The sequence below is a fragment of the Bacillus sp. OV166 genome (assembly GCF_900177675.1).
Classification (GTDB): domain Bacteria; phylum Bacillota; class Bacilli; order Bacillales; family Cytobacillaceae; genus Neobacillus.
In genome coordinates this window covers 4,707,960-4,731,347 of record NZ_FXWM01000001.1, presented here as the reverse complement: position 1 = coordinate 4,731,347, position 23,388 = coordinate 4,707,960, and the positions used below count along the sequence as shown (strand labels likewise).

The 23,388-nt window shown below is 37.4% G+C and carries 27 protein-coding genes; 20 read left to right on the top strand and 7 right to left on the bottom strand.

What is annotated here, in order from left to right:
* Nucleotides 1–113: 113 nt before the first annotated feature.
* On the bottom strand, nt 114–620 hold the full coding sequence (locus CCK98_RS23175; protein WP_088088731.1) for a glycosyltransferase: 507 nt from the start codon (nt 618–620) through the stop codon (nt 114–116).
* A gap of 175 nt (nt 621–795) precedes the next feature.
* Between CCK98_RS23175 and CCK98_RS23170 the strand changes: the two genes are divergently transcribed.
* The 3 genes from CCK98_RS23170 to CCK98_RS23160 are packed head-to-tail and all read left to right on the top strand — an operon-like array spanning nt 796 to nt 4,165.
* Nucleotides 796–1,881, top strand: coding sequence for a YheC/YheD family protein (locus CCK98_RS23170; RefSeq protein ID WP_088088730.1), 1,086 nt, complete (start codon nt 796–798; stop codon nt 1,879–1,881).
* A gap of 24 nt (nt 1,882–1,905) precedes the next feature.
* Entirely contained in the window at nt 1,906–3,129 is a 1,224-nt protein-coding gene (locus CCK98_RS23165; protein WP_088088729.1) for an ATP-grasp domain-containing protein, read from the top strand.
* Nucleotides 3,130–3,142: 13 nt separating this feature from the next.
* Nucleotides 3,143–4,165 carry a YheC/YheD family protein gene (locus tag CCK98_RS23160; protein ID WP_179195909.1) on the top strand — a complete coding sequence of 341 codons (1,023 nt, stop codon included), beginning with the start codon at nt 3,143–3,145 and terminating at the stop codon, nt 4,163–4,165.
* Nucleotides 4,166–4,213: 48 nt separating this feature from the next.
* Here CCK98_RS23160 and sspL read toward each other — a convergent pair whose 3' ends face one another.
* Nucleotides 4,214–4,351, bottom strand: coding sequence for a small, acid-soluble spore protein L (sspL, locus tag CCK98_RS23155; protein WP_088088727.1), 138 nt, complete (start codon nt 4,349–4,351; stop codon nt 4,214–4,216).
* A gap of 84 nt (nt 4,352–4,435) precedes the next feature.
* Here sspL and CCK98_RS23150 point away from each other — a divergent pair, with 84 nt between their 5' ends.
* Together CCK98_RS23150 and CCK98_RS23145 are read left to right on the top strand one after the other, a co-directional pair.
* Nucleotides 4,436–4,927 (top strand): divergent PAP2 family protein, encoded by a 492-nt coding sequence (locus tag CCK98_RS23150; RefSeq protein WP_088088726.1) that lies wholly within the window; start codon nt 4,436–4,438, stop codon nt 4,925–4,927.
* A gap of 28 nt (nt 4,928–4,955) precedes the next feature.
* The gene (locus CCK98_RS23145; RefSeq protein ID WP_179195908.1) at nt 4,956–5,237 is read left to right on the top strand and encodes a DUF6123 family protein; all 282 of its coding nucleotides are present in this window, start codon (nt 4,956–4,958) and stop codon (nt 5,235–5,237) included.
* Between the two features lie 34 nt (nt 5,238–5,271).
* On the opposite strand, the gene CCK98_RS23140 is transcribed toward CCK98_RS23145, so the two are convergent.
* Complete coding sequence (locus tag CCK98_RS23140; protein ID WP_088088725.1) at nt 5,272–6,201, bottom strand: DMT family transporter; 930 nt, start codon at nt 6,199–6,201, stop codon at nt 5,272–5,274.
* Between the two features lie 6 nt (nt 6,202–6,207).
* A complete protein-coding gene (locus tag CCK98_RS23135) occupies nt 6,208–6,615 on the bottom strand; it encodes a reverse transcriptase-like protein (RefSeq protein ID WP_088088724.1) in 408 nt (135 codons plus the stop codon).
* 201 nt (nt 6,616–6,816) lie between these two features.
* Between CCK98_RS23135 and CCK98_RS23130 the strand changes: the two genes are divergently transcribed.
* Both CCK98_RS23130 and CCK98_RS23125 read left to right on the top strand, forming a co-directional pair.
* Nucleotides 6,817–7,473 carry a reverse transcriptase-like protein gene (locus CCK98_RS23130; RefSeq protein ID WP_088088723.1) on the top strand — a complete coding sequence of 219 codons (657 nt, stop codon included), beginning with the start codon at nt 6,817–6,819 and terminating at the stop codon, nt 7,471–7,473.
* 20 nt (nt 7,474–7,493) lie between these two features.
* Nucleotides 7,494–7,679, top strand: coding sequence for a zinc-finger domain-containing protein (locus CCK98_RS23125; protein WP_088088722.1), 186 nt, complete (start codon nt 7,494–7,496; stop codon nt 7,677–7,679).
* Between the two features lie 74 nt (nt 7,680–7,753).
* On the opposite strand, the gene cspD is transcribed toward CCK98_RS23125, so the two are convergent.
* Nucleotides 7,754–7,954 (bottom strand): cold-shock protein CspD, encoded by a 201-nt coding sequence (gene cspD / locus CCK98_RS23120; protein ID WP_026563856.1) that lies wholly within the window; start codon nt 7,952–7,954, stop codon nt 7,754–7,756.
* 274 nt (nt 7,955–8,228) lie between these two features.
* On the opposite strand from cspD, the gene CCK98_RS23115 reads away from it, so the two are divergent.
* The 3 genes from CCK98_RS23115 (at nt 8,229) to mntR (ending at nt 11,558) form a co-directional block, all read left to right on the top strand.
* Nucleotides 8,229–8,513, top strand: coding sequence for a hypothetical protein (locus CCK98_RS23115; protein WP_088088721.1), 285 nt, complete (start codon nt 8,229–8,231; stop codon nt 8,511–8,513).
* A gap of 360 nt (nt 8,514–8,873) precedes the next feature.
* Entirely contained in the window at nt 8,874–11,042 is a 2,169-nt protein-coding gene (locus CCK98_RS23110; RefSeq protein ID WP_088088720.1) for a DNA topoisomerase III, read from the top strand.
* A 93-nt stretch (nt 11,043–11,135) separates the two neighbouring features.
* A complete protein-coding gene (mntR, locus tag CCK98_RS23105) occupies nt 11,136–11,558 on the top strand; it encodes a transcriptional regulator MntR (protein ID WP_088088719.1) in 423 nt (140 codons plus the stop codon).
* Nucleotides 11,559–11,592: 34 nt separating this feature from the next.
* On the opposite strand, the gene CCK98_RS23100 is transcribed toward mntR, so the two are convergent.
* Together CCK98_RS23100 and metA are read right to left on the bottom strand one after the other, a co-directional pair.
* Nucleotides 11,593–11,805 carry a DUF3892 domain-containing protein gene (locus tag CCK98_RS23100; RefSeq protein WP_088088718.1) on the bottom strand — a complete coding sequence of 71 codons (213 nt, stop codon included), beginning with the start codon at nt 11,803–11,805 and terminating at the stop codon, nt 11,593–11,595.
* A 128-nt stretch (nt 11,806–11,933) separates the two neighbouring features.
* Nucleotides 11,934–12,842, bottom strand: coding sequence for a homoserine O-succinyltransferase (metA, locus tag CCK98_RS23095; RefSeq protein WP_088088717.1), 909 nt, complete (start codon nt 12,840–12,842; stop codon nt 11,934–11,936).
* Nucleotides 12,843–13,082: 240 nt separating this feature from the next.
* Between metA and CCK98_RS23090 the strand changes: the two genes are divergently transcribed.
* The 10 genes from CCK98_RS23090 to CCK98_RS23045 all read left to right on the top strand — a co-directional run bounded on the left by CCK98_RS23090 (nt 13,083) and on the right by CCK98_RS23045 (nt 23,364).
* Complete coding sequence (locus CCK98_RS23090) at nt 13,083–14,771, top strand: formate--tetrahydrofolate ligase (protein WP_088088716.1); 1,689 nt, start codon at nt 13,083–13,085, stop codon at nt 14,769–14,771.
* Nucleotides 14,772–14,870: 99 nt separating this feature from the next.
* Complete coding sequence (locus tag CCK98_RS23085) at nt 14,871–15,389, top strand: hypothetical protein (RefSeq protein WP_088088715.1); 519 nt, start codon at nt 14,871–14,873, stop codon at nt 15,387–15,389.
* A gap of 134 nt (nt 15,390–15,523) precedes the next feature.
* Nucleotides 15,524–16,372: a DegV family protein gene (locus tag CCK98_RS23080; protein WP_088088714.1), complete on the top strand. Its 849-nt coding sequence runs from the start codon at nt 15,524–15,526 to the stop codon at nt 16,370–16,372.
* 293 nt (nt 16,373–16,665) lie between these two features.
* On the top strand, nt 16,666–17,313 hold the full coding sequence (locus CCK98_RS23075) for an HD domain-containing protein (RefSeq protein WP_088088713.1): 648 nt from the start codon (nt 16,666–16,668) through the stop codon (nt 17,311–17,313).
* Nucleotides 17,310–19,199: an ABC-F family ATP-binding cassette domain-containing protein gene (locus CCK98_RS23070; protein WP_088088712.1), complete on the top strand. Its 1,890-nt coding sequence runs from the start codon at nt 17,310–17,312 to the stop codon at nt 19,197–19,199. The genes CCK98_RS23075 and CCK98_RS23070 overlap by 4 nt, the downstream gene beginning before the upstream one ends.
* A gap of 107 nt (nt 19,200–19,306) precedes the next feature.
* On the top strand, nt 19,307–20,440 hold the full coding sequence (locus CCK98_RS23065) for a conserved virulence factor C family protein (RefSeq protein ID WP_088088711.1): 1,134 nt from the start codon (nt 19,307–19,309) through the stop codon (nt 20,438–20,440).
* Nucleotides 20,441–20,503: 63 nt separating this feature from the next.
* Complete coding sequence (locus CCK98_RS23060; protein WP_088088710.1) at nt 20,504–20,938, top strand: BrxA/BrxB family bacilliredoxin; 435 nt, start codon at nt 20,504–20,506, stop codon at nt 20,936–20,938.
* A gap of 161 nt (nt 20,939–21,099) precedes the next feature.
* The gene (locus CCK98_RS23055; protein WP_088088709.1) at nt 21,100–21,693 is read left to right on the top strand and encodes a YpjP family protein; all 594 of its coding nucleotides are present in this window, start codon (nt 21,100–21,102) and stop codon (nt 21,691–21,693) included.
* Between the two features lie 102 nt (nt 21,694–21,795).
* Nucleotides 21,796–22,377, top strand: coding sequence for a TerD family protein (locus tag CCK98_RS23050; protein WP_088088708.1), 582 nt, complete (start codon nt 21,796–21,798; stop codon nt 22,375–22,377).
* Nucleotides 22,378–22,584: 207 nt separating this feature from the next.
* Complete coding sequence (locus CCK98_RS23045; RefSeq protein ID WP_088088707.1) at nt 22,585–23,364, top strand: TerC family protein; 780 nt, start codon at nt 22,585–22,587, stop codon at nt 23,362–23,364.
* Nucleotides 23,365–23,388 lie beyond the last annotated feature (24 nt).

Sequence of the window (23,388 nt, the reverse complement as noted above, 5' to 3'; positions counted from 1 at the left end):
ATTCTTTTGGGATTGTTTAAGAGCTGAATAACACAATTGGATAGTTCCACTTCAATGTTTTGTGTATTGATCAAATACCCCGTCCTGCGATTGAAATTGTCTTATATCCACACCTATATAATTTTTACAATGACTTTATTTGCCTCACAACTGGTTTGAAAAATTAAATAGTTTTTAAGAAAATGGCTGTTAACAATGATCTTATCAGCTTGATGAAGACAACTAATTAACTTTTCCTTTTCAATATGTGGACTTGAAATAAACATCGTCGAGTGTAGTGACAACCAAATTGGAACTTTTTGAAACTTTTTCCTAATGATAGGAATATATTTAGGGCGATTTTCAATTTGGATGATATCAGGATTGAGTTTAGATAACTTAGTAATAACCTTTGTGAGATACCTTGTCCAATTTTGATAAGGAAACCGGATAAAAGAAATATTTCCTTGTTTTTCAGTAGAGGCCATTCCTTTAGCCCTTTTTCCAAATATCGTAAAATCAACATCGTTTTGAAGAATGTTTGTTTGCATTTCTACAACTGTTTCTACTGAACTTGAACGGGAGCATGGTATTGGGAAGGAACCAGGGGTAATAAAGGCTACCTTTGGTTTAGATCTCATGAAGCAAAACACCTCTTAGATTAATGTAAGTTAGTGTATTCACGTATTTAATGAATGTTTCAAATTAATTTGGGTTTTTATCTCTCCAAATACATAACTTTTGCATTTAATAGTAAGAAAGCAGTTTATTTATGTTAACTGAACCTAAACCTTATAAATAAGGCGGGGAAATAGCTTGGAACAGCAATATATTGGAATTATAATCAGCTCGCAATTATATAGAGAACTTGACCGCGGAAAACAACCAGAAATCCTGGCTTTCTATGAGGAAGGGGGGAATATAAATAATTTAATTCCTGTGTATCTTCGTTTGGAGGAGTTACTGCCTGGCGAACCAGAGATAACGGGTTATGTGATGAATAGTAACGGTGTGTATCTGAAGAACACTATTCCTAAACCATTGGTGATTCATAATAGAGGGTATCATTGTTCGAAGGATGCAAAGAAACAGATTAAAATGTTACTAGCTGAAGGCTTAATCATTTTTAATGAATGGAATCAATATGGGAAATACAAAACTCATAAGTTATTAATGGAATGTGTAGATATTAGACCACATCTCCCAGAAACCGTTCGCTTCAATCTTGGTAATATGGTCGAAATGATGGGAAAACATAGCGAGTTAATCATAAAACCAAGCAATGGTACATTTGGAAAACGTAACATGAGAGCTACACGCCTTAACGATACAGAGTGCTTGTTAATCTATCCCCAAAATGACTTGTGGCTGGAAGAAATGCTCCCTGCGGAACAATTACCATTGAAAATAAAATCTTTGGTAACAAGCGGGATGTATATAATCCAAGAGAGAATTCAACTTGCAGAATATAATAATAATCCATTTGACGTTCGGGTAACCGTCCAACGAAATGGGTTTGGAGAATGGCAAGTGACAGGGATGGTGGGGAAAGTAGCAAAAACAGGGCACTTCGTTACAAATGTTGCTAGTGGTGGTGCTAGCGTTGTTTTTGAAGATATTCTTAGAAACCTCCCACACCTTAATGAAAGACAGGTAGTCGCCGACGTTGAACGTTTATCCTTAAGGGTTGCCAAACATTTGGGTGATCAAACTCCTAACTTTGCAGATATTGGACTTGATGTTGGAATTACAATGGATGGTTTTCCAATGTTTATTGAATGTAATGCCCGAGATCTAAGGTTAGCATTTCGTAATGCTTTAATGTTCGAAACATGGCGGGAAACCTACATCACCCCAATATGCTATGGGAAATATTTGTTGACTAAAAGAAATGGCCAATAAAAAACAAAGAGGAAGTAGGTTGGTATGCAAACAATTGTCTTTATTGGAAGTAACAAATCAGGAACGAGCCGAGAAGCTCTGAGTATTTCAACAACTATGGGTTATTATACTGTTTTGTTAACGAACAGAAGAGAATTTATAAAGCAAGAGAAAGAATTCCCTGAAGTTCATCAGATGGTATATGTCGAAAATTTAATGGATAAGGAGAAGATTTTTTCAATAATTAATAACCTTGAAGAAGATAGAAAACAAATCTGTGCTGTTATTAGTTTCATTGATCCATTTGTCTCTTTTGCGGCGCGAATCTCGAAAAAATTAGGACTTTTTCAAATGTCCACGGATGCTTTGGAAATCATAGAAGAGAAAACTCGGTTTCGTGAGCACCTTAAAACGCTGCCTGTTTCACCAAAGTTTACTATTTTTCAAAGAGAAAAGTCTATTCAACAATTTGTCGAGGAAAATCAACGTCAGTTACCACTTATATTAAAGTCCCCCATATCTAATGGGTCAAAGGACGTATTACTGGTTGAAACCTACTCTGAGTTAAAAGAAGGATTGGACTACTTAAATAAAAAATTCCCTTCTATTCCGGTATTAATTGAAGAATACTTGATTGGAACGCAATACCTAATCGAAGTTATCGTTAAGGAGGGGCAGATATCTATTGTGGCGGTAATTGAACAAGAGGTCTTAAATGGTGATCGCTTTATTATTAATGGGTATTGTTATCCGGCCGTAGTAGAAAATGAGACTTTAGAGGAATTACAAATTGCCGTTGAAAGTATTATTCAAGCACTTGAATTAGAAAATGGTACTTGTCATTTAGAAATGAGGCTTATTGAAGGGAAGTGGAAGTTAATAGAAATAAATCCAAGAATGTCTGGAGGTGCAATGAATAGAATTATTCAAGAGGGTACAGGAATCAATTTAATTAAAGAAACACTTAAACTTTACTTAGGGCAAGACCCTTATCTAGAAGCAACGAAAAGGACACATGTCTATGCAAAATTTCTCACTGTTAGTTCACGGGGCCGACTCATAAAAGTGACCGGAAAAACTAAAGCCTTAAATTATGATGGTGTAAAGGAAGTTTATGTGAAACCAAGAAAAGGGGCGATCTTAACAAAGCCGTATTCACTCGGTGATCGCTATGCCTATGTGATTGCCAGCGCTGATACACCTGAACAGGCCAAGGAGATTGCATTAATAGCTTCGAAGGAAATCAAGTTTTACTTAGAGCCATTTTAAGGATGTGATGATTTTGAAGTCGATTGGGATGCTTCACTATCGAAAAAATCCGCGAGAAGTTAAAAAAGCATATCCCTTTGCTGCTGTCGCAAAAATGGAAGGAATCCCCTTTTTTTATTTTTCGTACAACAATGTTGATTTTAATCATTTGAAAATTAATGGCTGGGTGTATCAACATGGTGAATGGGCACAAAAAGTTATCGACTTTCCAACAGTCATCATTAACAGCTGCAACCCTAAATCTAAAAGAGAATCCGCCATTTTGAAAAAATTAAAGGAATATGCTATTTTTACAAGTTATCCTGTTGGAAATAAGTTCAAAGTGTACAAAAAAATCTTTAATGCGAAAGAATTCTCCAGTTATTTGATTCCTTCCACAAAATTAAATCATCCACAAAAATTTATCTCTTTTTGCCAGGAACATTCTCGAGTTGTAATCAAACCATTAACCGGTAATCAAGGTAAAAAAATATTATTTATCGAAAAACTTAATGAAAAGCAACTGTTCAAATTAACCGACGGTCAGAAAGTTAGCGTACTTAATCAAAAGGAAATGGAGGTTCTAATTGAAGGGCTGGTCCTTGAGAAAAAATATTTGCTTCAGCCTTTTATTGAATGTAAAACAAAAGCCGGATTAACCTATGATTTTCGCTTGCATGTTCAAAAAAATGGACGCGGTTTTTGGGAAATTACCTTAATTTATCCCAGGATCAGCGGTAACGCCCAATTGATTAGCAATATTAGCAGCGGAGGGTACCGCGGTGACTTAGAAACTTTTCTTTTAGATGAATTTGAGGAAGAGTCAGATCGAATAAAAACAGTTCTAGAGCAATTTGCATTAACATTTTCTGCTCATTTCGACACATTATACGAACATTCCTTTGATGAACTGGGTATTGATGTTGGAATGGATCAACTGCAAAGGCTATGGTTATTTGAAGTCAATTGGAGGCCAGGTTGTAAGCATAGGGAATTTGAAGTGGCCAGGCGGCTTATTCCATATTGCACCTATCTTGCGAATAGGCAAAAGCTTTAAATAGAACTAGCTGTCTCGACAAGGGACAGCCAGTTTTTATGTTTGCGTCTATTTAGTGTTTTTTTTCTTTGCTGCATTTTCTAGTTTACTTTTTGGTTCTTCAGCGAACTCCGCATCTTGACCATATCCTTGAGGATTAACCCCTGGAGCTTTGACACCTCGATTAGTTTGACCATTTTTACCCATCTATGTTCACCTCCCACTTTTTTAGTATTTCCATGTGGAATAATAAAACACGGGCTTTCGAACAATATTAGCAGGGGTGATATGATGAACAAGGGTGTTTATTTAGCACTTTTCAGCATGGGACTAGCACAAGGGATGAAAATTCCTATTCATTATTATAAAAAGAAAGAATGGCGTCCAGAGCTGTTTTTTGGTACCGGTGGGATGCCTAGCTCACATTCAGCTGGGGTTTCTACATTAACAACATACATTGCAATGCAGCGTGGACTGCCAACCTTTGATTTTGCCCTTTCACTGATTTACGGATTAATTGTCATGTATGATGCGCAAGGGGTAAGAAGGCAAACTGGGGAGCTTACCTTAAAGGTAAATTCAATGAATGAATTAATTGAAAAAATTCATAAAGAGGAAAGTGTTGAATTTAAACAGGACTCTCCAAAAAAGCTAAAAGAAATGTTAGGCCATGAGCCTGAAGAAGTTGTAGGAGGGGCAATTCTAGGTGTTTTGGTGGGAGTCATAGGTCACCTATGTACAAAAAAGAATAGAAAATTATCAAAATTTAAGTTAAGATTCTAAGGGATGTTCACAGTTTGTTGGGAGAGGGATGGCAAAGTTATTGGGAACAGTCGAAGATTATTTGCACCACTTGGAAGGAAAAGGATTTCAATTCCAAGAGGATGCAATTGGCTTTATATTTTTTGGGAAACACTACACAAATGCTTCTGATGAAATGAGTATTACAGCCATTGAACTGACATTAAAAGCGCAAAAAAGTTTTGATGGCAGTTTTTATGTATCGTTACTGGAAACATTAATTTCGAACAGGATCAACTCAAGGAAAGAGGCCATTAGATTCGTTAAAGAAAAGGAACTGTTAGCGATATAATTAGATTAACTCCCTTCACTAAAAGGGAGTTTTTTTATGAGACCTTATCCTCTAGGGATTTTGTTTTTCTTAGTAAAGGGATTTTGTTTGTTGGCATTTCAGCAAAAATCATTCCTGCAAAAATGAGGCAGCACCCAACTAAGGCACTATAGGAAAGTCGTTCATTTGCCCAATAAAAACCTGTAATCGCGGCAAATACCGGCTCCATTGCAAAAATTAACGCAACTCGAGTTGCAGAGGTGTATTTTTGAAAATTTGTTTGAATCATAAATGCCAGCGCTGTTGCAAATATGCTTGTAATGACAAGGGCAGCCAGAACATCTTGCTTGAGTAATATATGTGGATTAAATGACTTTTTCCAATCTTCAAATAGGAAAGAGGATAAAATCGATAATATCGCGACTGTTGAAATTTGAATGACTGTTAACAGCAAGGTTGGATATTTATTACTAAACTTACCTGTATAGATGATCTGAAGCGCGAAACTGATGGCGCAAATGAAAACGAAACCATCACCTCTATTTAATGAAGTAACATCAGTCATCGTCAATAGGAATAAGCCAATGGTCGCAGTTAACACGCCCAAGACAGCATTCCGGTTCGGAAACTGCTTTAATAACATCATTGAAAATATTGGAACAAGGACAACATTTAACCCTGTAATAAAGCCGGCTTTGGAAGAGGTTGTATATAACAGGCCGATTGTTTGGGTAGCATAACCAAGGAAAAGCCAAAATCCGATAAATACACCTGATAAAAGCAGCTTTAAATTCAATTGTTTTAACTGTTTTTTTTCAAATATCACAAGGCAGAAAATCAATAAAATCGCTGCCGCCAGAAAGCGAATGCTATTAAAGGAAAACGGTTCAAGAAAATCAATTGCATTTTGGACTAACACAAAAGTGCTACCCCAGATGATCGTTACAAGGAGCAAACTTAAATCGGCAAAAATAGGTTTTTTCATGATGTATCATTGCTCCTCGGGAATATTTTTTCTTATTGCCTGCCTTGCTAGTTCATCCGCCGCCTTATTTTCAGCACTTGGGATCCATTTCATAAAAAATAATTGAAACTTCTTTGATAAGTGTAATGCCTGTTCAAATAATGGTAAGTATAGTTTGTTTTTTACAAATTCCTTTTCTATTGCATTGTTAACTAATTGAGAGTCGGTCCGAAAAGACACAACGGAATTTTCAAATCCCTTTTCTAAACATATTTCCAAAGCCTTAATAAATGCATGATATTCTGCTTCATGATTCGTCATTTTTCCTAATGGAATTGAATATTTTTCTGTAATGCCGTTTCCTTTAATAAATATCCCGGCACCACTTGGTCCAGGGTTTCCGGCACTAGCCCCGTCAATATAAACCTCAATCAATTCTGTTTCCTCCATAAACGTAATAGTGAAAGTTTATCATATTTCTTTTAAGTCAGAAAATATTTATTCTTATAACTACTATGAAGAAGTGGGTATGATAAGAATATATATCAGAATAGGTTAGAATGATGTGGTCGATATAGTGGCATGGAATATGTTATTTAAAAAGCCCTTGAATTCTTTTTAGAAAGGTTGAGGACATTGAACTATAGGTTAGAGTGGATGTATAAAATAAAAAGTAATGAAAAGGTACAATTTTCCTCTGAAATGGTATCAGGTGAAACGGCTATACAAATTGGTGAAGAGCTTGAAATGACTGGGAAAGTATCTGATTTGTTTTTTTATGATGAAAAGGGAACATCATGGATCTTAAAGGAAATGAAAAAGTTGATGACCGAAATTGAAGATGATCCTCATGAAATAACTGTTTACTTTGATGGAGGGTTTCAAAAGGAAACAAATCAAGCAGGTCTTGGGGCTGTAATCTTTTTTAAGCAGGGAAAGAAGAAATACCGTATCCGAGCCAATGAACGGATTGATGAATTGGAAACAAATAATGAAGCAGAGTATGCTGCTTTTTATTATGCACTAAATATTTTAGAGGATTTAGGAGTTCATCATTTATCTTGTGAATTTAAAGGTGACTCCCAAGTGGTTTTAAAACAGCTGGAAGGGGATTGGCCTTGTTATGAAGATACGCTTAATAGCTGGCTTGACAGAATTGAGGAAAAAATTAAAACGCTTGGTTTAGTCCCTAAATATACGTCCATTGCTAGAAAAGATAACAAAGAAGCAGATAAATTGGCGACACAAGCATTAGAGGGAAAAGAAATTTTTGCAAAAACATTGATTCTTTAGGAAATGGGTGTGAAACTCTTGTGAAGGACTTAAACAAAAGGCAATTATTGGTTCATGTAGAATCCTTAATGATTCAATACTGTGAAGGCTGCTTTTTACACCAGCATTTGAAAAAAGAAGGTGGGCGGAGAGCAGCACATCGGTTTTGCATTTCAAAGTGTACAGTGGGAGAACAACTTCAGGAGTATGGGAAGAAACTGAGTTGAAAATTCACCTAAGTCCTGTTAGCGCCTATAAAAAAGGCTGACGAAAACGTCAGCCCTTGATTGATTATTTTAGATTATAGTTTTACAACGTTAGCTGCTTGTGGACCACGGTTTCCTTCAACGATTTCAAAAGAAACTTCTTGGCCTTCTTCTAAAGATTTGAAGCCTTCGCCAGTGATAGCGCTGAAGTGTACGAATACATCGTCGCCGCCTTCTACTTCAATAAAACCAAAACCTTTTTCATTGTTAAACCATTTTACTTTACCGTTTTGCATTTACTTCTTCCTCCTAAGCCTTTCAAGCCACCCTTATTGGTGCCAAAGATAAATATTATCATGCAGCCACTTGCTATGCATATATAGTTACATGATGCTTTAAATATACAATAATGAGAATTTACAGTCAAGGAATGACTTGTCTCTTACATTGGAATTATGGTAGTTTCTATGAAAATATTTAAGTGTCTGATTTTGTCCGTACCCCTAACATGAAAATTACCTCTGCAACATATCTTAAATTAATCAATTTATTTACAGAGGCGGGGATAGGATGTACCGATTTTCCATTGAAGGTGATGAATGGATATTAAGATTTTCACCCCAAGTTTATATTGATTCTGATGAAAAGCAGACCATTTTATTTGCACTGCTCCATATGGGATTAGACCTAGATAATTATTCACATGGAAATGCCTTTATCATTTTTACAAAGAAAATTGGTGCAATTGTGTTCAATGTGGAGAGAATTCCATCCTTAATTTTAACAGTTTCGAATATTATCCCCGAGGGTAATTGGTATAGTCAGGATCTTCCTTCAATAAAGCCGTTGAGTTAACAATAGCAAGCATTATGGGTGATCATTTGATCACTCTTTTTTATTATTTAGTCTATTTGTCAAATAACAGACAAAATACTAAGGTGATTTCGTGACGTAGTCTGCTATTTTAATAGTAAGAACCTTGAGAGTAATTCTAAAAATAATTATTATCATTATTACCACTGTACTTAGAAATTGAATGAATCTACAATTACTGAAAAGTGAAGAATGATACAGTCGATTATATTGTCTCGATCGACCACTATCATAAAATTGTAGAGGAAATTAGTGGATATGGTGATTATTTAGTCTTTACGTACACAGGATTTAATGGGTAAAATGGATTTCGGGATGCTTTGTAAAAAGGGAGCAATCATAATGAAATTAATTATTGCCGAAAAGCCGGATCAAGGGTCAACCTTAGCATCAATCTTTAAACATAAAAAACAAAATGGTTTTATCGAAATTTATCCAAATGATATTTTTCCTAAGGGAGCCTATGTGACTTGGGCAATTGGTCATGTATGCCAATTAGTCTCGCCCGAAAAATATCAGCAAGGCTGGAAAAAATGGTCGTTAGATAATTTACCAATTATCCCTGAACAGTTTGAATACGAAGTAACGAAAGATAAGACAAAACAATTTGCAGTCATCAAAAAGTTAGTGTCTGATTCTAATGTGACTGAAATTATTCATGCAGGTGATGCGGGGCGCGAAGGTGAACTGATTATCCGCAATATCCTCAGGTTAACAAAATGTCACAAACCCATGAAAAGGCTGTGGATCTCGTCGTTAACAGCTAATAGCATTAGAGAGGGTTTTAAAAAGCTGTTGGACGAGCAAGAAACACGGAGTTTATTTTTTGAAGCCTACACAAGGGCTTGTGCTGACTGGGTGGTTGGTATGAATGCTTCACGTTTGTATAGCTTACTTTTACAAAAACAAGGATTTTCTGATGTCTTTTCAGTTGGTAGAGTACAAACACCAACCTTAGCACTTATTGTTAAAAGAGAAATAGAAATAGAGAACTTTAAGTCGGAACCCTTTTGGGAGGTTCTCGCACATTTTTTAATGAATGGAAAAAAATATACTGGAAAATGGCAGAACGATGGGGAAACCCGAGTGAATACAAAAGAGTTAGCCGAAAAAGTTGCTGCTTTTTGCAAGGATAAACCTGCCGAAGTCAGCGAGGTTCTATCAGAAAGGAAAGAGTTCTTTCCTCCACTCTTGTATAATCTTTCCGCCCTCCAAGCCGAGGCAAATAAACGCTTTAAATTCTCACCGAAGAAAACTCTCGATGTAATGCAAAAGCTCTATCAAAAGGGAAATGTCTCGTACCCTCGTTCAGATTCACGGTACGTTACAAAAGAAGAAGCGAATACTTTCCCGGAAGTCTTAAACAAATTAAGTCATATTAAAGATTACGAAAGTTTCTTCCCGTTACCATTTGCTTCGATTTCAGAAAACAAACGCTATGTGAATGAAAAGAAGGTCACAGACCACTATGCGATTATTCCGACGGAACAAATCCCAAATGTGGAGCGGCTCACCCCAGATGAGAAAAAAATCTACGATTTAGTTGTAACAAGTTTGATCGCCGCACACTACAATAAGGCCATAGCTGAATATACTACTGTGACAACATTGGTGGATGGAAGGGCAACGTTTATCTCGAAAGGGAAGGTTCAAATTGAAGAAGGCTGGCGTAAAGTACTGAATCCAAAAGATAACGAAGATGAACCTGCACTACCAATGCTAGCAGAAGGTGAGCAGGGTCGGTCGGATAAAGTGGAAGTTAAAGAAAGCAAAACTCAGCCGCCAAAACGCTATACTGAAGGTCAATTGATTACGTTAATGAAAACGGCCGGTAAGCATATAGATGATAAAGAACTCGAAAAAATTCTGACAAAGACCGAGGGCCTTGGAACAGAAGCAACCAGAGCAGGCATCATTACAATGCTAAAGGACCGTCTATATATTGAGGTTACTAAGAATTTAGTTTATGCTACAGCGAAAGCCAAAATCCTCATTGAGGCCATTGGGAAAGAAATTTTAGCTTCACCTGAAATGACCGCAAAGTGGGAGCAGAAACTAAAGGAAATATCTGAGGGGTCTGCTGCACCAAAGCAATTTATGGAGCAAACAAAGAAGATGGTCATTCATTTAATTTCGTCAAGTATTGGTCAAGCTACTAACTGGTCTTTCTCGGAGGAGATTCGCGAAAATTTTGCACCTGGGAAGCAAAAAGGGAGGAAGCAGACTTTTACCAAGCTGGGTCCTTGTAAAAAATGTGATGGTTCAGTCGTAGATAAAGGCAGCTTTTACGGTTGTTCAAATTACCAAAAAAATCAATGCGATTTCACTATTTCAAAGAAAATATTAGGTAAGAATATTACTCAGAAGAACCTAAAGCTGCTTTTATCAGAAGGAAAAACCGAGCTGATTGAAGGTTTTACCAATAAAGAAAAAACCTTTAATGCCAGGCTTTTTATAGACCAAACTGAAAAAAAGGTAAAATTTTTATTCGAAGAAACGGCAGCAAAATAAAGAAATGTTAATTTATATATGTGATAAAGTGCCTTGTCACTATTTTTTTTATATAGTAAACTTTTAGTTGAGTAATTTTTTGGAGGGTATGGGATGCCAACACCAAGTATGGAAGATTATATTGAACAAATATATATATTGATTGAAGAAAAAGGATACGCTCGAGTCTCAGATATTGCTGAAGCGCTGTCAGTACATCCCTCCTCAGTAACGAAAATGGTGCAAAAACTTGATAAAGATGAATATTTAGTCTACGAAAAATATAGAGGACTTGTGTTAACAGCCAAGGGGAAAAAGATTGGCAAGCGCCTGGTCTTCAGACATGATTTATTAGAACAGTTCCTCAAAATCATCGGTGTAAAAAATGAAAATATATATAACGATGTCGAAGGGATTGAACACCATTTAAGCTGGGATTCAATTGATCGAATTGGTGACTTGGTTCAGTTTTTTGAAGAAGACCAAAAGCGTATTGAGGCATTAAATGAAATACAAAAACAGAATGAAAGTGAGTAATAAAGAAGCACCTAGCAGCAATTGCTAGGTGCTTTTAATATAAATCTGGGTATTGATCAAAAGATTGGTCGCTCTCTGGGATTAAAGACATTCTACCATGCTCTTCCTCAATAGCCTGAACCCCTTGAATTAAACCATTTTCTGCCTCTAGTATTGCCTTTCGATAAGAAATGATTCGTCCCTCAGAAGTGACAAAGTTGATAATTTCCCCAAAGGAATTACGGTGAAGTGCCACAATTGATTCCATGAAAATTCTCCTCTTAAGATAATTATTAAAAGCAATACCTTGCTTTTTTCCTATATTCTTTCTATTTTTACAAATAATAAACAAACAATTATAATAAAAAAACATCGGAATTTACCCGATGCTTAGTGTTAACCCCAAAAAAAAGGGGTCTCCTGGTATACATAATAATTAAGCCAGTTTGAAAAGAATAAATGACCATGAGAACGCCAGCGATTAATTGGAGGCTGGGTTGGATCATTGTTTGGAAAATAGTTCTCCGGTATATGGATTTCAAGACCTTTATTCAAGTCTCTTTCATACTCTTGGGCCAGCGAATCTGATTCATACTCCAAATGTCCGGTAATCATGACATGCTTTCTATCCCGAGAGGCAATTAATAAGGCACCTGCATCTTCAGAGGCGGCTAATAGTGTTAATTCTGGATTCTTGTTAATTGCTTCAATCGATACATCAGTATAGCGAGAATGGGGAGCATAAAACTGGTCGTCAAACCCGCGTAGCAAAGTGTCATTAGGTTCGAAAATCCGGTGAGGATAAATACCTGAGCATTTTCGCTGTAACTCAAATTTACCAATCCGATAATGGTAGTTAAGAGCAGCCTGCGCACCCCAGCAAATATGTAATGTCGAAGTGACATTTTGATTGGCCCAATCCATAATCTCAGTTAATTCCGACCAATATTTAACTTGATCAAATTCTAATAGCTCTACTGGGGCACCAGTAATAATCATCCCATCAAATTTTAAGTTTTTCACTTGGGAAAAGGTGGTGTAAAACTGTTCGAGATGCTGTTTACTCGTATGGGTGGATTCATAGGAGTTAGTTTTTAGAAAATTGACATTTACTTGTAAAGGCGAGTTTCCTAATAATCTTAAAAGCTGTGTTTCTGCTTTTTCTTTTTCGGGCATTAAATTCAGAATAAGGATATTTAATGGTCTGATGTCCTGAGCAATAGCACGTTCATTATCCATAATGAAAATATTTTCGTGTTCGAGAATTTCCCTCGCTGGAAGGAGTTTTGGAATGTTAATTGGCAAGTGATCAGCCCCTTTTTCAGGTTAATTAGGATTATTTCTAAATACTACATCCATTTATATAACTACCTACGATAAGGAGTCAATGAATATTTTAAATATTTGATATTTATATTATAAACATTATTGTAAATTCAGAAAAGTATTAATTAATTTGTCATAATTAATTATCGGATTGAAAGCGCTTATTTGATACAATGAAACCGTAAGTCCAATTCTAAATGCTGAATGCGGGGGATAAAGGTGGTATTGAAAACTGAAGTGAAATCAGACATTGATATTGCACAAGAATCAAAGATGAAGCCAATTGTTGAAATCGCCGAAAAAATTGGTTTAGAAGAGGATGATCTAGAACTTTTTGGTAAATACAAAGCTAAAATCTCAAATGAAGCTCTTGCTAAACTCAAAACGAAGGATAGCGGAAAAATTATCCTTGTCACTTCCATTAATCCAACACCAGCAGGCGAAGGTAAATCGACTGTGACAGTTGGACTGGCAGATGCTTTTAATCGGTTAGGTAAAAAAACGATGATCGCAATCAGAGAGCCTTCATTAGGTCCAACTATGGGTATTAAGGGTGGGGCGACTGGCGGTGGATACTCGCAAGTCCTGCCAATGGAAGACATCAACTTACATTTTACTGGAGATTTGCATGCGATTACGACTGCAAATAATGCCCTCGCAGCGTTAATCGATAATCATCTCCAACAAGGAAATGAACTTAACGTAGATCAACGGAGAATAGTCTGGAAACGGTCCCTTGATTTAAATGACCGTGCATTAAGAAAAGTTATTATCGGTCTTGGTGGGCCCCTTCAAGGTGTTCCAAGGGAAGATGGCTTTGACATTACGGTCGCTTCGGAAATTATGGCGGTTTTATGTTTAGCAACAGATCTAAAGGATTTAAAATTACGATTATCACGGATGGTTGTTGCCTATAATTATCATAAGGAGCCGGTAACGGTCGGTGACTTAGGTGTGGAAGGCGCATTAACGTTATTGTTAAAAGATGCGGTCAAACCAAATCTTGTTCAGACGATTGAACATACGCCAGCTCTTATTCACGGCGGTCCGTTTGCAAATATTGCCCATGGGTGTAATAGCGTCATAGCAACTAAAGCTGCGGCTCAGTTAGCGGATTATGTTATCACTGAAGCTGGCTTTGGAGCAGATTTAGGTGCAGAAAAGTTTTTACATATTAAATCAAGAAGTGCGAGGATCCAACCAGAAGCAGTTGTTATTGTTGCGACTATTCGTGCCTTAAAAATGCATGGGGGAGTAGCAAAAAGTGAGTTAGCAAAAGAGAATATTCCTTCACTAACACTTGGTTTTGCAAATCTAAAAAAACACATCGAGACAATCAATAGCTTTGGATTACCAGTAGTTGTTGCAGTTAACAAATTCATCACTGATACAGAACTTGAAGTAACAACATTACTTGGATGGTGTGAAAGAGAGAATGTTCCAGTTGCCTTAACAGAAGTGTGGGAAAAAGGCGGAGCAGGAGGTATCGATCTAGCTGAAACACTATTGGCTGTCATTGACAAGAATGAAAACAATTTTAAGCCTTTATACGACCTATCTGATCCGATTGAACAGAAAGTTAGAACTATTGTCCAAAAGGTTTATGGTGGAAAAGATGTAGAATTTTCTTCAAAGGCTAAAAAACAATTGATTGATTTTGAAAAATTCGGCTGGTCTAATTTAGCTGTTTGTATGGCGAAATCTCAATATTCCTTGTCTGATGATCCTGGAAAGTTAGGTAGACCGACGGATTTCAGCGTGACGGTCAGGGAGTTTAAACCTTCGATTGGAGCAGGATTTATCGTCGCGTTAACTGGAGATGTTATGACCATGCCAGGCCTCCCGAAAAAACCTGCTGCCTTAAATATGGATGTGGATGAAAACGGGAATGCAGTTGGGCTTTTCTAATTCAATAAAGAAAGTAATAAAATTTGAACTTAGATAACTGTCTAGCGCAAGCGGCCGAGCGGGCGCTTGCGCTTTTCTTAAGAGGAGAGTAGATGGGATATGTTTGATCCGACAGCCTTTGATAACATGAAAGTGGTGATTGAAGGTGCTCTTTATGATTTAGATATTATCGGTGAGATTGTTATTACAGACCGAAACGATTTAATCAACATGGCTAAGATGTCTCGGAAATTTGATGTATCATTCCGTTTACCTAAAAGCAGTGTAATAGCGAATATTGAAATGGCATCAAACCTGGTTAATCTAGCAGCAGAGCTTTTACCGGCCTTACAATCAGAACAGAAGGCAGGGTGTCATTTAAGGCTCCAATTTTTAATTGAACATAATGACATGGAAATAGACTTTCAAGCGGTTGAAAACATCCTACTAAACGTATGGGGGCCCACGAGAAAGATAACTCAAATTGTTCAGTATCCACCACTTGAAATCAAACGAAAGCATACTCATGTGATTAATGTTGATTTTGATCGATTGATTCGGGAAGACCAAGTGGATGATTTGGTTGAAATGACTGAGTTTATCATGACAACTCTTAAGCAACTGAACAGGGAATTTTAGCAATATGAAGCGAAACCAGCTTTTTATCCAAAGCTGGTTTTAATTAGGTTTTTAAAATATTTACAATATTCAAGTTTTTATGTACGATTAATTTACATATCTGTTCATTTTTTTATAAAAAAGGGGAGATGACGTTGGTCAAAACGGCTTGGGTCACAGATAGTACAGCCTATTTAGACGAAGAATTAAAAAATCATCCAGATTTATATACCATTCCATTAACGATTTTACTTGATGGTGAGGAATTTTCTGATGGGATTGACTTAACCCCTGCTCAATTATTCGAAAGATTAAAGGAACTTAAATATCCACCTAAAACATCACAACCTTCCATTGGAGCTTTTCAAGCATTATACGAACAACTGTCTAAGGATTACGACCAAGTTGTTGCCGTTCTTTTATCAGGAAAATTAAGTGGCACGGTATCCTCGAGTGAGCAAGCTGCAATGCTTGTTGAGATTCCAGTAACCACCATTGATTCCAATATCCTAACCTATCCAATGACGGCTTTACTTAAAGAAGGAATAAGGCTTCTTGAAGCAGGCGCTAGTCTTGAATCAGTAATCAGTCAACTCGAAAGAATTAAGAAAACCAACGAGACCTATGTTCTTGTTGGCAGTTTAGAACAGCTCCACCGAAGCGGCAGAATGTCAGGCTTGAAATTCTTTCTCGGCAGCATGCTTAACGTTAAACCAATTATTTCGATCGAAGATGGTGCGCTGAGTGTGAAAGAAAAAGCAAGAAGTGAGAAAAAGGCGAAGGAAAAAATATTGGATTACTTAAGGTCATCCTACGAGCAGCATCATTTTAAAGAGGTATATATTTTATTTGGTTTGCACGAGGGTCACGCAGCTATTTGGATGGATGAATTAAGAAAGGAATTTCCTCAACTAGAAATCAACTGTTGTCCATTAGGAGCGGTAATCGGCGTGCATGCGGGTGAAAATACCCTTGGCATCAGTTGGCATAATGAGTTGAAATAACTTACTCCCAAACTGAGCATACTAAAATTGCATTAAATCTTAGATGAGAGGGAGATGCGCCATTAGTAAGCAAGGGAGACAAAATCCGAACCAAACGAGAGAACAAATTGAAAAGCAAGACAAACGAAATGATATTGAACTCGGAAGCGAGTTTCAAATTGGTAATAGCAAGTCGCAAAGTCAGAAAAAAAGTGGACGCCAAGCAAACAAAAAATAATCCCGAACATTCGGGGTTATTTTTTGTTTGTTTTTCATGTTAAAATAGCAAGGATAAAGGTAGGTGCTTTCAAGCAATGAAGAATCCGATAATTGTGCTAACAGAAGAATTTGTCCGTAATGAATTGGCTGAAGATGCGACAGGCCATGATTGGTTCCATGTCGACCGCGTTCGACGGAATGCCTTACATATTTGCAGGGAAGAAAAGATAGGAGAGGTGTTCATTATTGAAATGGCTGCATTACTCCATGACATCCCAGATGAAAAGTTGAATGAAAGTATCGAAAAAGGTGAAGAAAAACTGGAAACCTTTTTGCAAACCATTCCGCTAACAGATAATGAAAAAAAACATATAAAACAAATTATCGCAACGATTTCCTATAAAGGCGGCATAAACAGTGAGCTCTCAACGATTGAAGCCAAAATCGTCCAGGATGCAGACCGATTAGATGCGATTGGAGCCATCGGGATTGCGAGGGCGTTTGCCTATGGCGGTAAAAAAGGACAACCAATTTATAACCCCGGCATTAAGGTTCGAAACGAAATGAGCTTAGAAGAGTATAGAAAAGGTAAATCAACAAGTATTCACCACTTTTATGAAAAGTTGCTTAAATTAAAAGATTTACTAAATACAGAGTCTGCCCGAGAAATGGCAGAAAGCCGTCAACAAATGATGGAAACATTTTTAGAACAATTTTACCAAGAATGGGATGGACAAGAATGAAAATGCTCACAGGAGAAAATGTTTCGAAAACGTATGGGGAAAAACAGCTATTTAACAATATCTCGTTCACGATTAAAGAAAAAGAGCGTGTGGGATTAATCGGGATCAACGGGACCGGTAAATCATCATTATTAAAAATTATTGCAGGACTGGATACTCCTGACGAAGGAAAAATCATCACAAGTAAAGACTATTCCATTACATTTTTAGACCAACAGCCGGAGTTAGACGGTGACAAAACGGTCCTTGAACAAGTCTTCCATGGCGATGCTCCCATCCTAAAACTAATGCGTGCTTATGAAAAAACTTTATTAGAACTGAATCTTTCTCCAAATGACACAAAAGTCCAAGAAGACCTTTTTGAACTACAAAAGCAAATGGATGCTTTAAATGCCTGGGATGCCAGTACCAATGCAAAGTCGATTTTAATGAAATTAGGGATTGAGGAATTTACAAAAAGAATCAGTGAACTTTCGGGCGGACAGAAAAAGCGCGTCGCATTAGCTCAAGTATTAATTGCCGAGCCGGATTTACTTATTTTAGACGAACCTACGAACCATCTCGATTTTGATTCGGTAAAATGGTTAGAGGATTATTTAAGTAGATACAATGGCTCGATCTTGCTTGTCACCCATGATCGCTACTTTTTAGATCGGGTTGCGAATCGGATGTTTGAGCTCGATAGTGGTCAATTATACAGTTATAAAGGGAACTATGCCGCCTTTTTAGAAGCAAAAGCGATTCGTGAAGAAAATGAGGCAGCTACCTTTGAAAAAAGTAAGAATCTGTTCCGCAGGGAGCTCGAATGGATTAGGCGTGGTGCAAAAGCCAGGTCTACAAAACAAAAGGCGAGGATTCAACGATTTGATGAGCTCGATGAAAAGGTTTCGAGTGGGAAGTCATCTTCTGAAAAGATGGATATCTCGTTAAATGGCAGTCGGCTTGGCAAGCAGGTATTTGAACTAAAGGATGCTTCCAAGCGATACGGAGCAAAAACGATTTTATATCATTTTGATTTACTTGTGAAGCCGGGGGATCGGATAGGTATTATCGGGAAAAACGGAACCGGGAAATCAACCTTATTAAATATCCTCGCAAAACATATCCCCCTTGATGAGGGTGAGTTTATCATGGGGCAAACGGTAAAAATCGCTTATTATACACAGGAAAGTGAAGATATGGATGAAAATAAGCGGATGATTGAATACATTAAAGAGACAGCCGAGATTGTCGAAACATCGGACGGGAAAACGATCTCTGCTGCTCAAATGCTTGAACGCTTTCTATTTCCTCCATTTTCGCACGGTACCCCGATTCGAAAACTATCGGGCGGGGAAAAACGACGTTTATATTTGTTGAAAATATTGATGACTGCACCAAATGTGTTATTGTTGGACGAACCAACCAATGATCTCGATACCCAGACTCTGACGGTTCTTGAAGATTATTTGGAAGATTTCCCGGGAGTGGTAATCACAGTTTCTCATGACCGCTATTTCTTAGATAAGGTGGCTGAACAGCTTCTCGTCCTACAAGGGGAAGGTACAATAGATTCATTCTTTGGGAATTATACAGAGTATCTTGAGAAGGAATCAGCCCTTGAAGCACAAAAAACAGTCGCTGTTTCGGCCAAGCCAACTAAACCGGTTGAGAAAGAAAAAAAGAAAAAAATGACCTATTTAGAGAAAAAAGAATGGGAATCAATTGATGAAGACATTGCGAAAACAGAGACCCGTATTGAAGAAATAGGTGTTGAAATGGCGAAAACAGGCAGTGATTTTACGAAAGCACAGGATTTGATGAAGCAGGAAACCGAATTAAACGAAAAGCTTGAGTACTTAATCGAACGCTGGTCATATCTGGCAGAGCTGGCTGAAAAGGAATAAGAGTGCGTCCATGGACGTACTCTATTTTTCTTCAAGCATATCCAGTGATTGAAACTTATCCAATATGATAAACTTGAAAAAGAAATCATAAGAATTAGGTGATCTTGTTGAAAATTAAGGCGATTGAACCAACGCCAAGTCCGAATACAATGAAAATTAATTTAGATGAAGAACTTCCTATGGGGAAAAGCCATAATTATAAAAAAGAAACAGCAACAGATGCGCCAGCCGTTGTCCAATCCATCCTTCAAATTGAAGGCATCAAAGGCGTGTACCATGTCGCAGACTTTCTTGCTGTCGAGCGGAATGCAAGATATGATTGGAAGGAATTATTACCTCAAGTTCGCCAGGCATTTGGAGAAAAAGCGAATGAAACTGCAAACACTGCAAAATTAGTTGAACATTTTGGGGAAATTAAGGTTGAAATCCAAATGTTTAAGGATATTCCACTCCAAGTAAAGCTTACCGATGGCGTAACTGAAAGACGGTTTGGATTGCCGGAACACTTTTTAAAAGCAAGAGAAAGTGCACAGCTTCCTGAAGAGAACTATATCTACTTGCGAAAGTGGCAAAATCAGGGCGTCCGCTATGGAGATTTTGACCAAATTGGCAAGGAGGTAGTCGATGAACTCATTGCCGCGTATCCACTGGAACGATTAGAAGAATTAGTTACAAATGCTCAATCAGCAGAATCTACTTCAGAACCAAAAATTAATCTGTCTCGCAAAAAGGTAGCATTGGAAGATTTACAGAATCCCGATTGGCAGATTCGCTATCAACTCCTCGAGCAAATGGATGATCCGGAACTAGAGGATTTACCCGTGCTTGAAAAAGCATTATCTGATGAAAAGGCTTCGATTCGAAGGCTTGCAACAGTGTACCTCGGCATGATCAAAGAAAATGAGGTACTTCCGCTTTTATACCAGGCACTGAAAGATAAAACTGTGACCGTTCGAAGAACCGCGGGAGATTGTCTATCAGATTTAGGGTTTCCAGAAGCAGCCGACGAGATGATGGAAGCATTGCAGGATAAGAGCAAGTTAGTTCGCTGGCGGGCAGCGATGTTTTTATATGAAGCAGGCGATGAAAAGGCCCTTCCAGCGTTAAAAGCTGCCGAAAATGATTCGGAATTTGAAGTCAGTTTGCAAATAAAAATGGCGATTGAAAGAATTGAAGGCGGTGAAGCAGCTAAAGGTTCTGTTTGGAAGCAAATGACCGAAGCAAGGAAAGCGACCGAATAAAATTGCAAAGAGCTAATAGATTAGGTATTCTAAAATGGATGAACCGAAACGGAGTGATTTAAAATGTCAAATGCTTATGATGAATATATGAAACAAATGGTTTTACCAATGCGCGAAGAATTAATAAGAGCTGGCTTCGAAGAGCTACCTACTGCTCAAGATGTAGAACAATTTTTGGAAAATGTCAGCGGAACCACGCTTGTTGTCGTAAATTCTGTGTGCGGATGTGCTGCTGGATTGGCTCGTCCTGCTGCAACGCAAGCGGTACTAAATAGCGAAAAAAAACCAAACCACCTAGTAACAGTTTTTGCTGGACAGGATAAAGAAGCCACTGCGAAAATGCGTGAGTATTTCGAAGGAATTGAACCATCATCACCATCAATGGCATTATTAAAAGATAAAAAAGTCGTTCATTTCATTCCTAGACACGATATTGAAGGAATGCCGATGGAAACAGTTATGCATAATTTACTTGGGGCATTTGAAGCCCACTGCTAATTAGGATGTCAGCCGACATCCTTTTTCTATGATTAAATTGTGATATTTAAACTGTTTTTTTCCATTTACAAGAAAAAAGAAGTATAATATTTTGTATAATAACTAATTTTAGAAAAAAATAGATGATACAAAATCTTGCTAAGAATAAGGTGAAATGAAAAATGAGCAATTGGCTTCGTAAAACGTTATTTGTATTAGTATCTGTTTTAACTTTTGGACTTGTTACCCCCACTCAATTAATCAATACGGTAAATGCAGAGAATCTCGCCGATCGTGATGCCTTCGAAGCGCCATCGACCGAAAGTCACTTTGGACAAATAAATACGTTTATTGAAGAATCAGAGTTTGATAAAGAAAAGTTTATTGAAGAATTAAAAAAGCAAGCAGAATTCCAGTCATATCAAAAATTTGGTCCAAAGATTAAACCAGTCATTGAAAATGAATTCCGAGAAATTATTTTACCAAATATCGAAACTGCACTTGAAGAAATTGCTGTCCAATTTCCTGAAGAAGATTTGAAAAATCTCACCATAACCGAACATCCTGGTACCGGCCTTTCTGAAAAAATCTTTAATATTAACAATCGCGCTATCGGTAAAGATATACTTCGATTTCATGTAAGACGAGATAATCCACCGCAAGCAGGCTACTGGTTCAATTTTCATTACCACACCTACCATGATAATTACCAGAGCCATCATGAGTTAGGGTCCATTTTTTGGGCTAAAAATACACCACCTAAATGGATGAGTTAATGTGAATTTGCTTATTGGCAGGAAAAAATTTTATTATAATAAATGAAACCTTTTTATGACAAACTCGTAAATAGACTATTACCTAAATTGGAGGAATGAAAAATGGCAGTAAGTTTATCAAAAGGTCAAAAAGTTGATTTAACAAAAACCAATCCTGGTTTAACAAATGTTGTGGTTGGATTAGGATGGGACACAAACAAATATGACGGTGGAAATGACTTTGATTTAGATTCATCTGTTTTCCTATTAGGAGAAAATGGAAAAGTTACGAATGAAAGTGACTTTATTTTCTATAATAATCCACAAGGAGCAAATGGAGCTGTGGTACATACCGGAGATAATCGCACAGGTGCTGGTGATGGTGATGATGAAGGCATTAAAGTAAGTCTTACTACTATTCCAGCCAATATTCAGCGGATTGCGTTTACAATTACAATTCATGATGCAGAAAGCAGAAATCAAAACTTTGGACAGGTTTCAAATGCCTATGCCCGCATTTACAATGAGGCAAACGGTGAAGAATTGATTCGCTATGATTTAGGTGAGGACTTCTCGATTGAAACAGCAATTGTTGTTGGTGAATTGTATCGCCACAATGGTGAATGGAAATTTAGTGCCATCGGTAGTGGTTATCAAGGCGGATTAGCTGCACTTGCAACTGACTTTGGACTATCTATAGGTTAATATTTCAAAATGAAGAGACCCAATCAATAATGGGTCTTTTTACAAAAGCTTTGTTAACAACATGTCTAGCTGCTGCGCCTAGGGGCTCTATGGTCTATAGCCAATCCGTCATGAAGGTTAAAGAACAACCTTCACGCCGGCTCGACTTATGCTTGTCGCCCCTGAACAAGGCGCTTCCGCTTTTCTATTCTAGGAGGAATTACTTTAATGTCAGTTTTGAATCATATCTTGGACACCTATGCGCAATTTTTTGATTTGAATATGTGGGGTCAAATATTGGCCGATCCAGTCAGCTGGGGACTTATTGGGACACTTATTATTTTAGAAGGATTACTTTCTGCCGATAATGCGCTTGTTTTAGCCGTTATGGTTAAACATTTGGAACCTAAAAAGCGTAAGAGAGCCTTGTTCTATGGTTTATTAGGAGCATATATATTCCGATTTATTGCGATTGGCATCGGAGTATATTTAATCAAGTTTTGGGTCATTAAAGCCCTTGGTGCCGCGTATCTTGCGTGGTTAGCGATTAAGTATTTCATCGATAAGTATAAAGGTGATGCTGGTCACGATGAAGAGGAAGCAGAAGGAATTAACCAAGGCGGCTTGCTAATACGCTTATTTGGTACCTTTTGGGGAACGGTAGCTGCCGTTGAATTAATGGATATTGCTTTCTCGGTTGACAGCGTTCTTGCGGCATTTGGGGTCAGCAATCAGGTATGGATTTTATTTGTAGGTGGGATCCTTGGCGTTTTAATGATGCGTGGCGTTGCCGGAGTTTTTCTTACACTAATTGATAGGATTCCTGAACTTGAAACTACCGCTTATATCTTAATCCTAATCATTTCTATTAAGATGGCACTTACCTTACCGTTATTCAACATCCATATTGAATCATTACATTTCTTTATTATTCTAGCCGTAACATTTGGAGCAACCTTTATTGTTCACTTCATGAATAAGAAAAAGGAAACTAGCAAAGAAAACTAAAAATTGTTGACTAAAAAGGGGAGC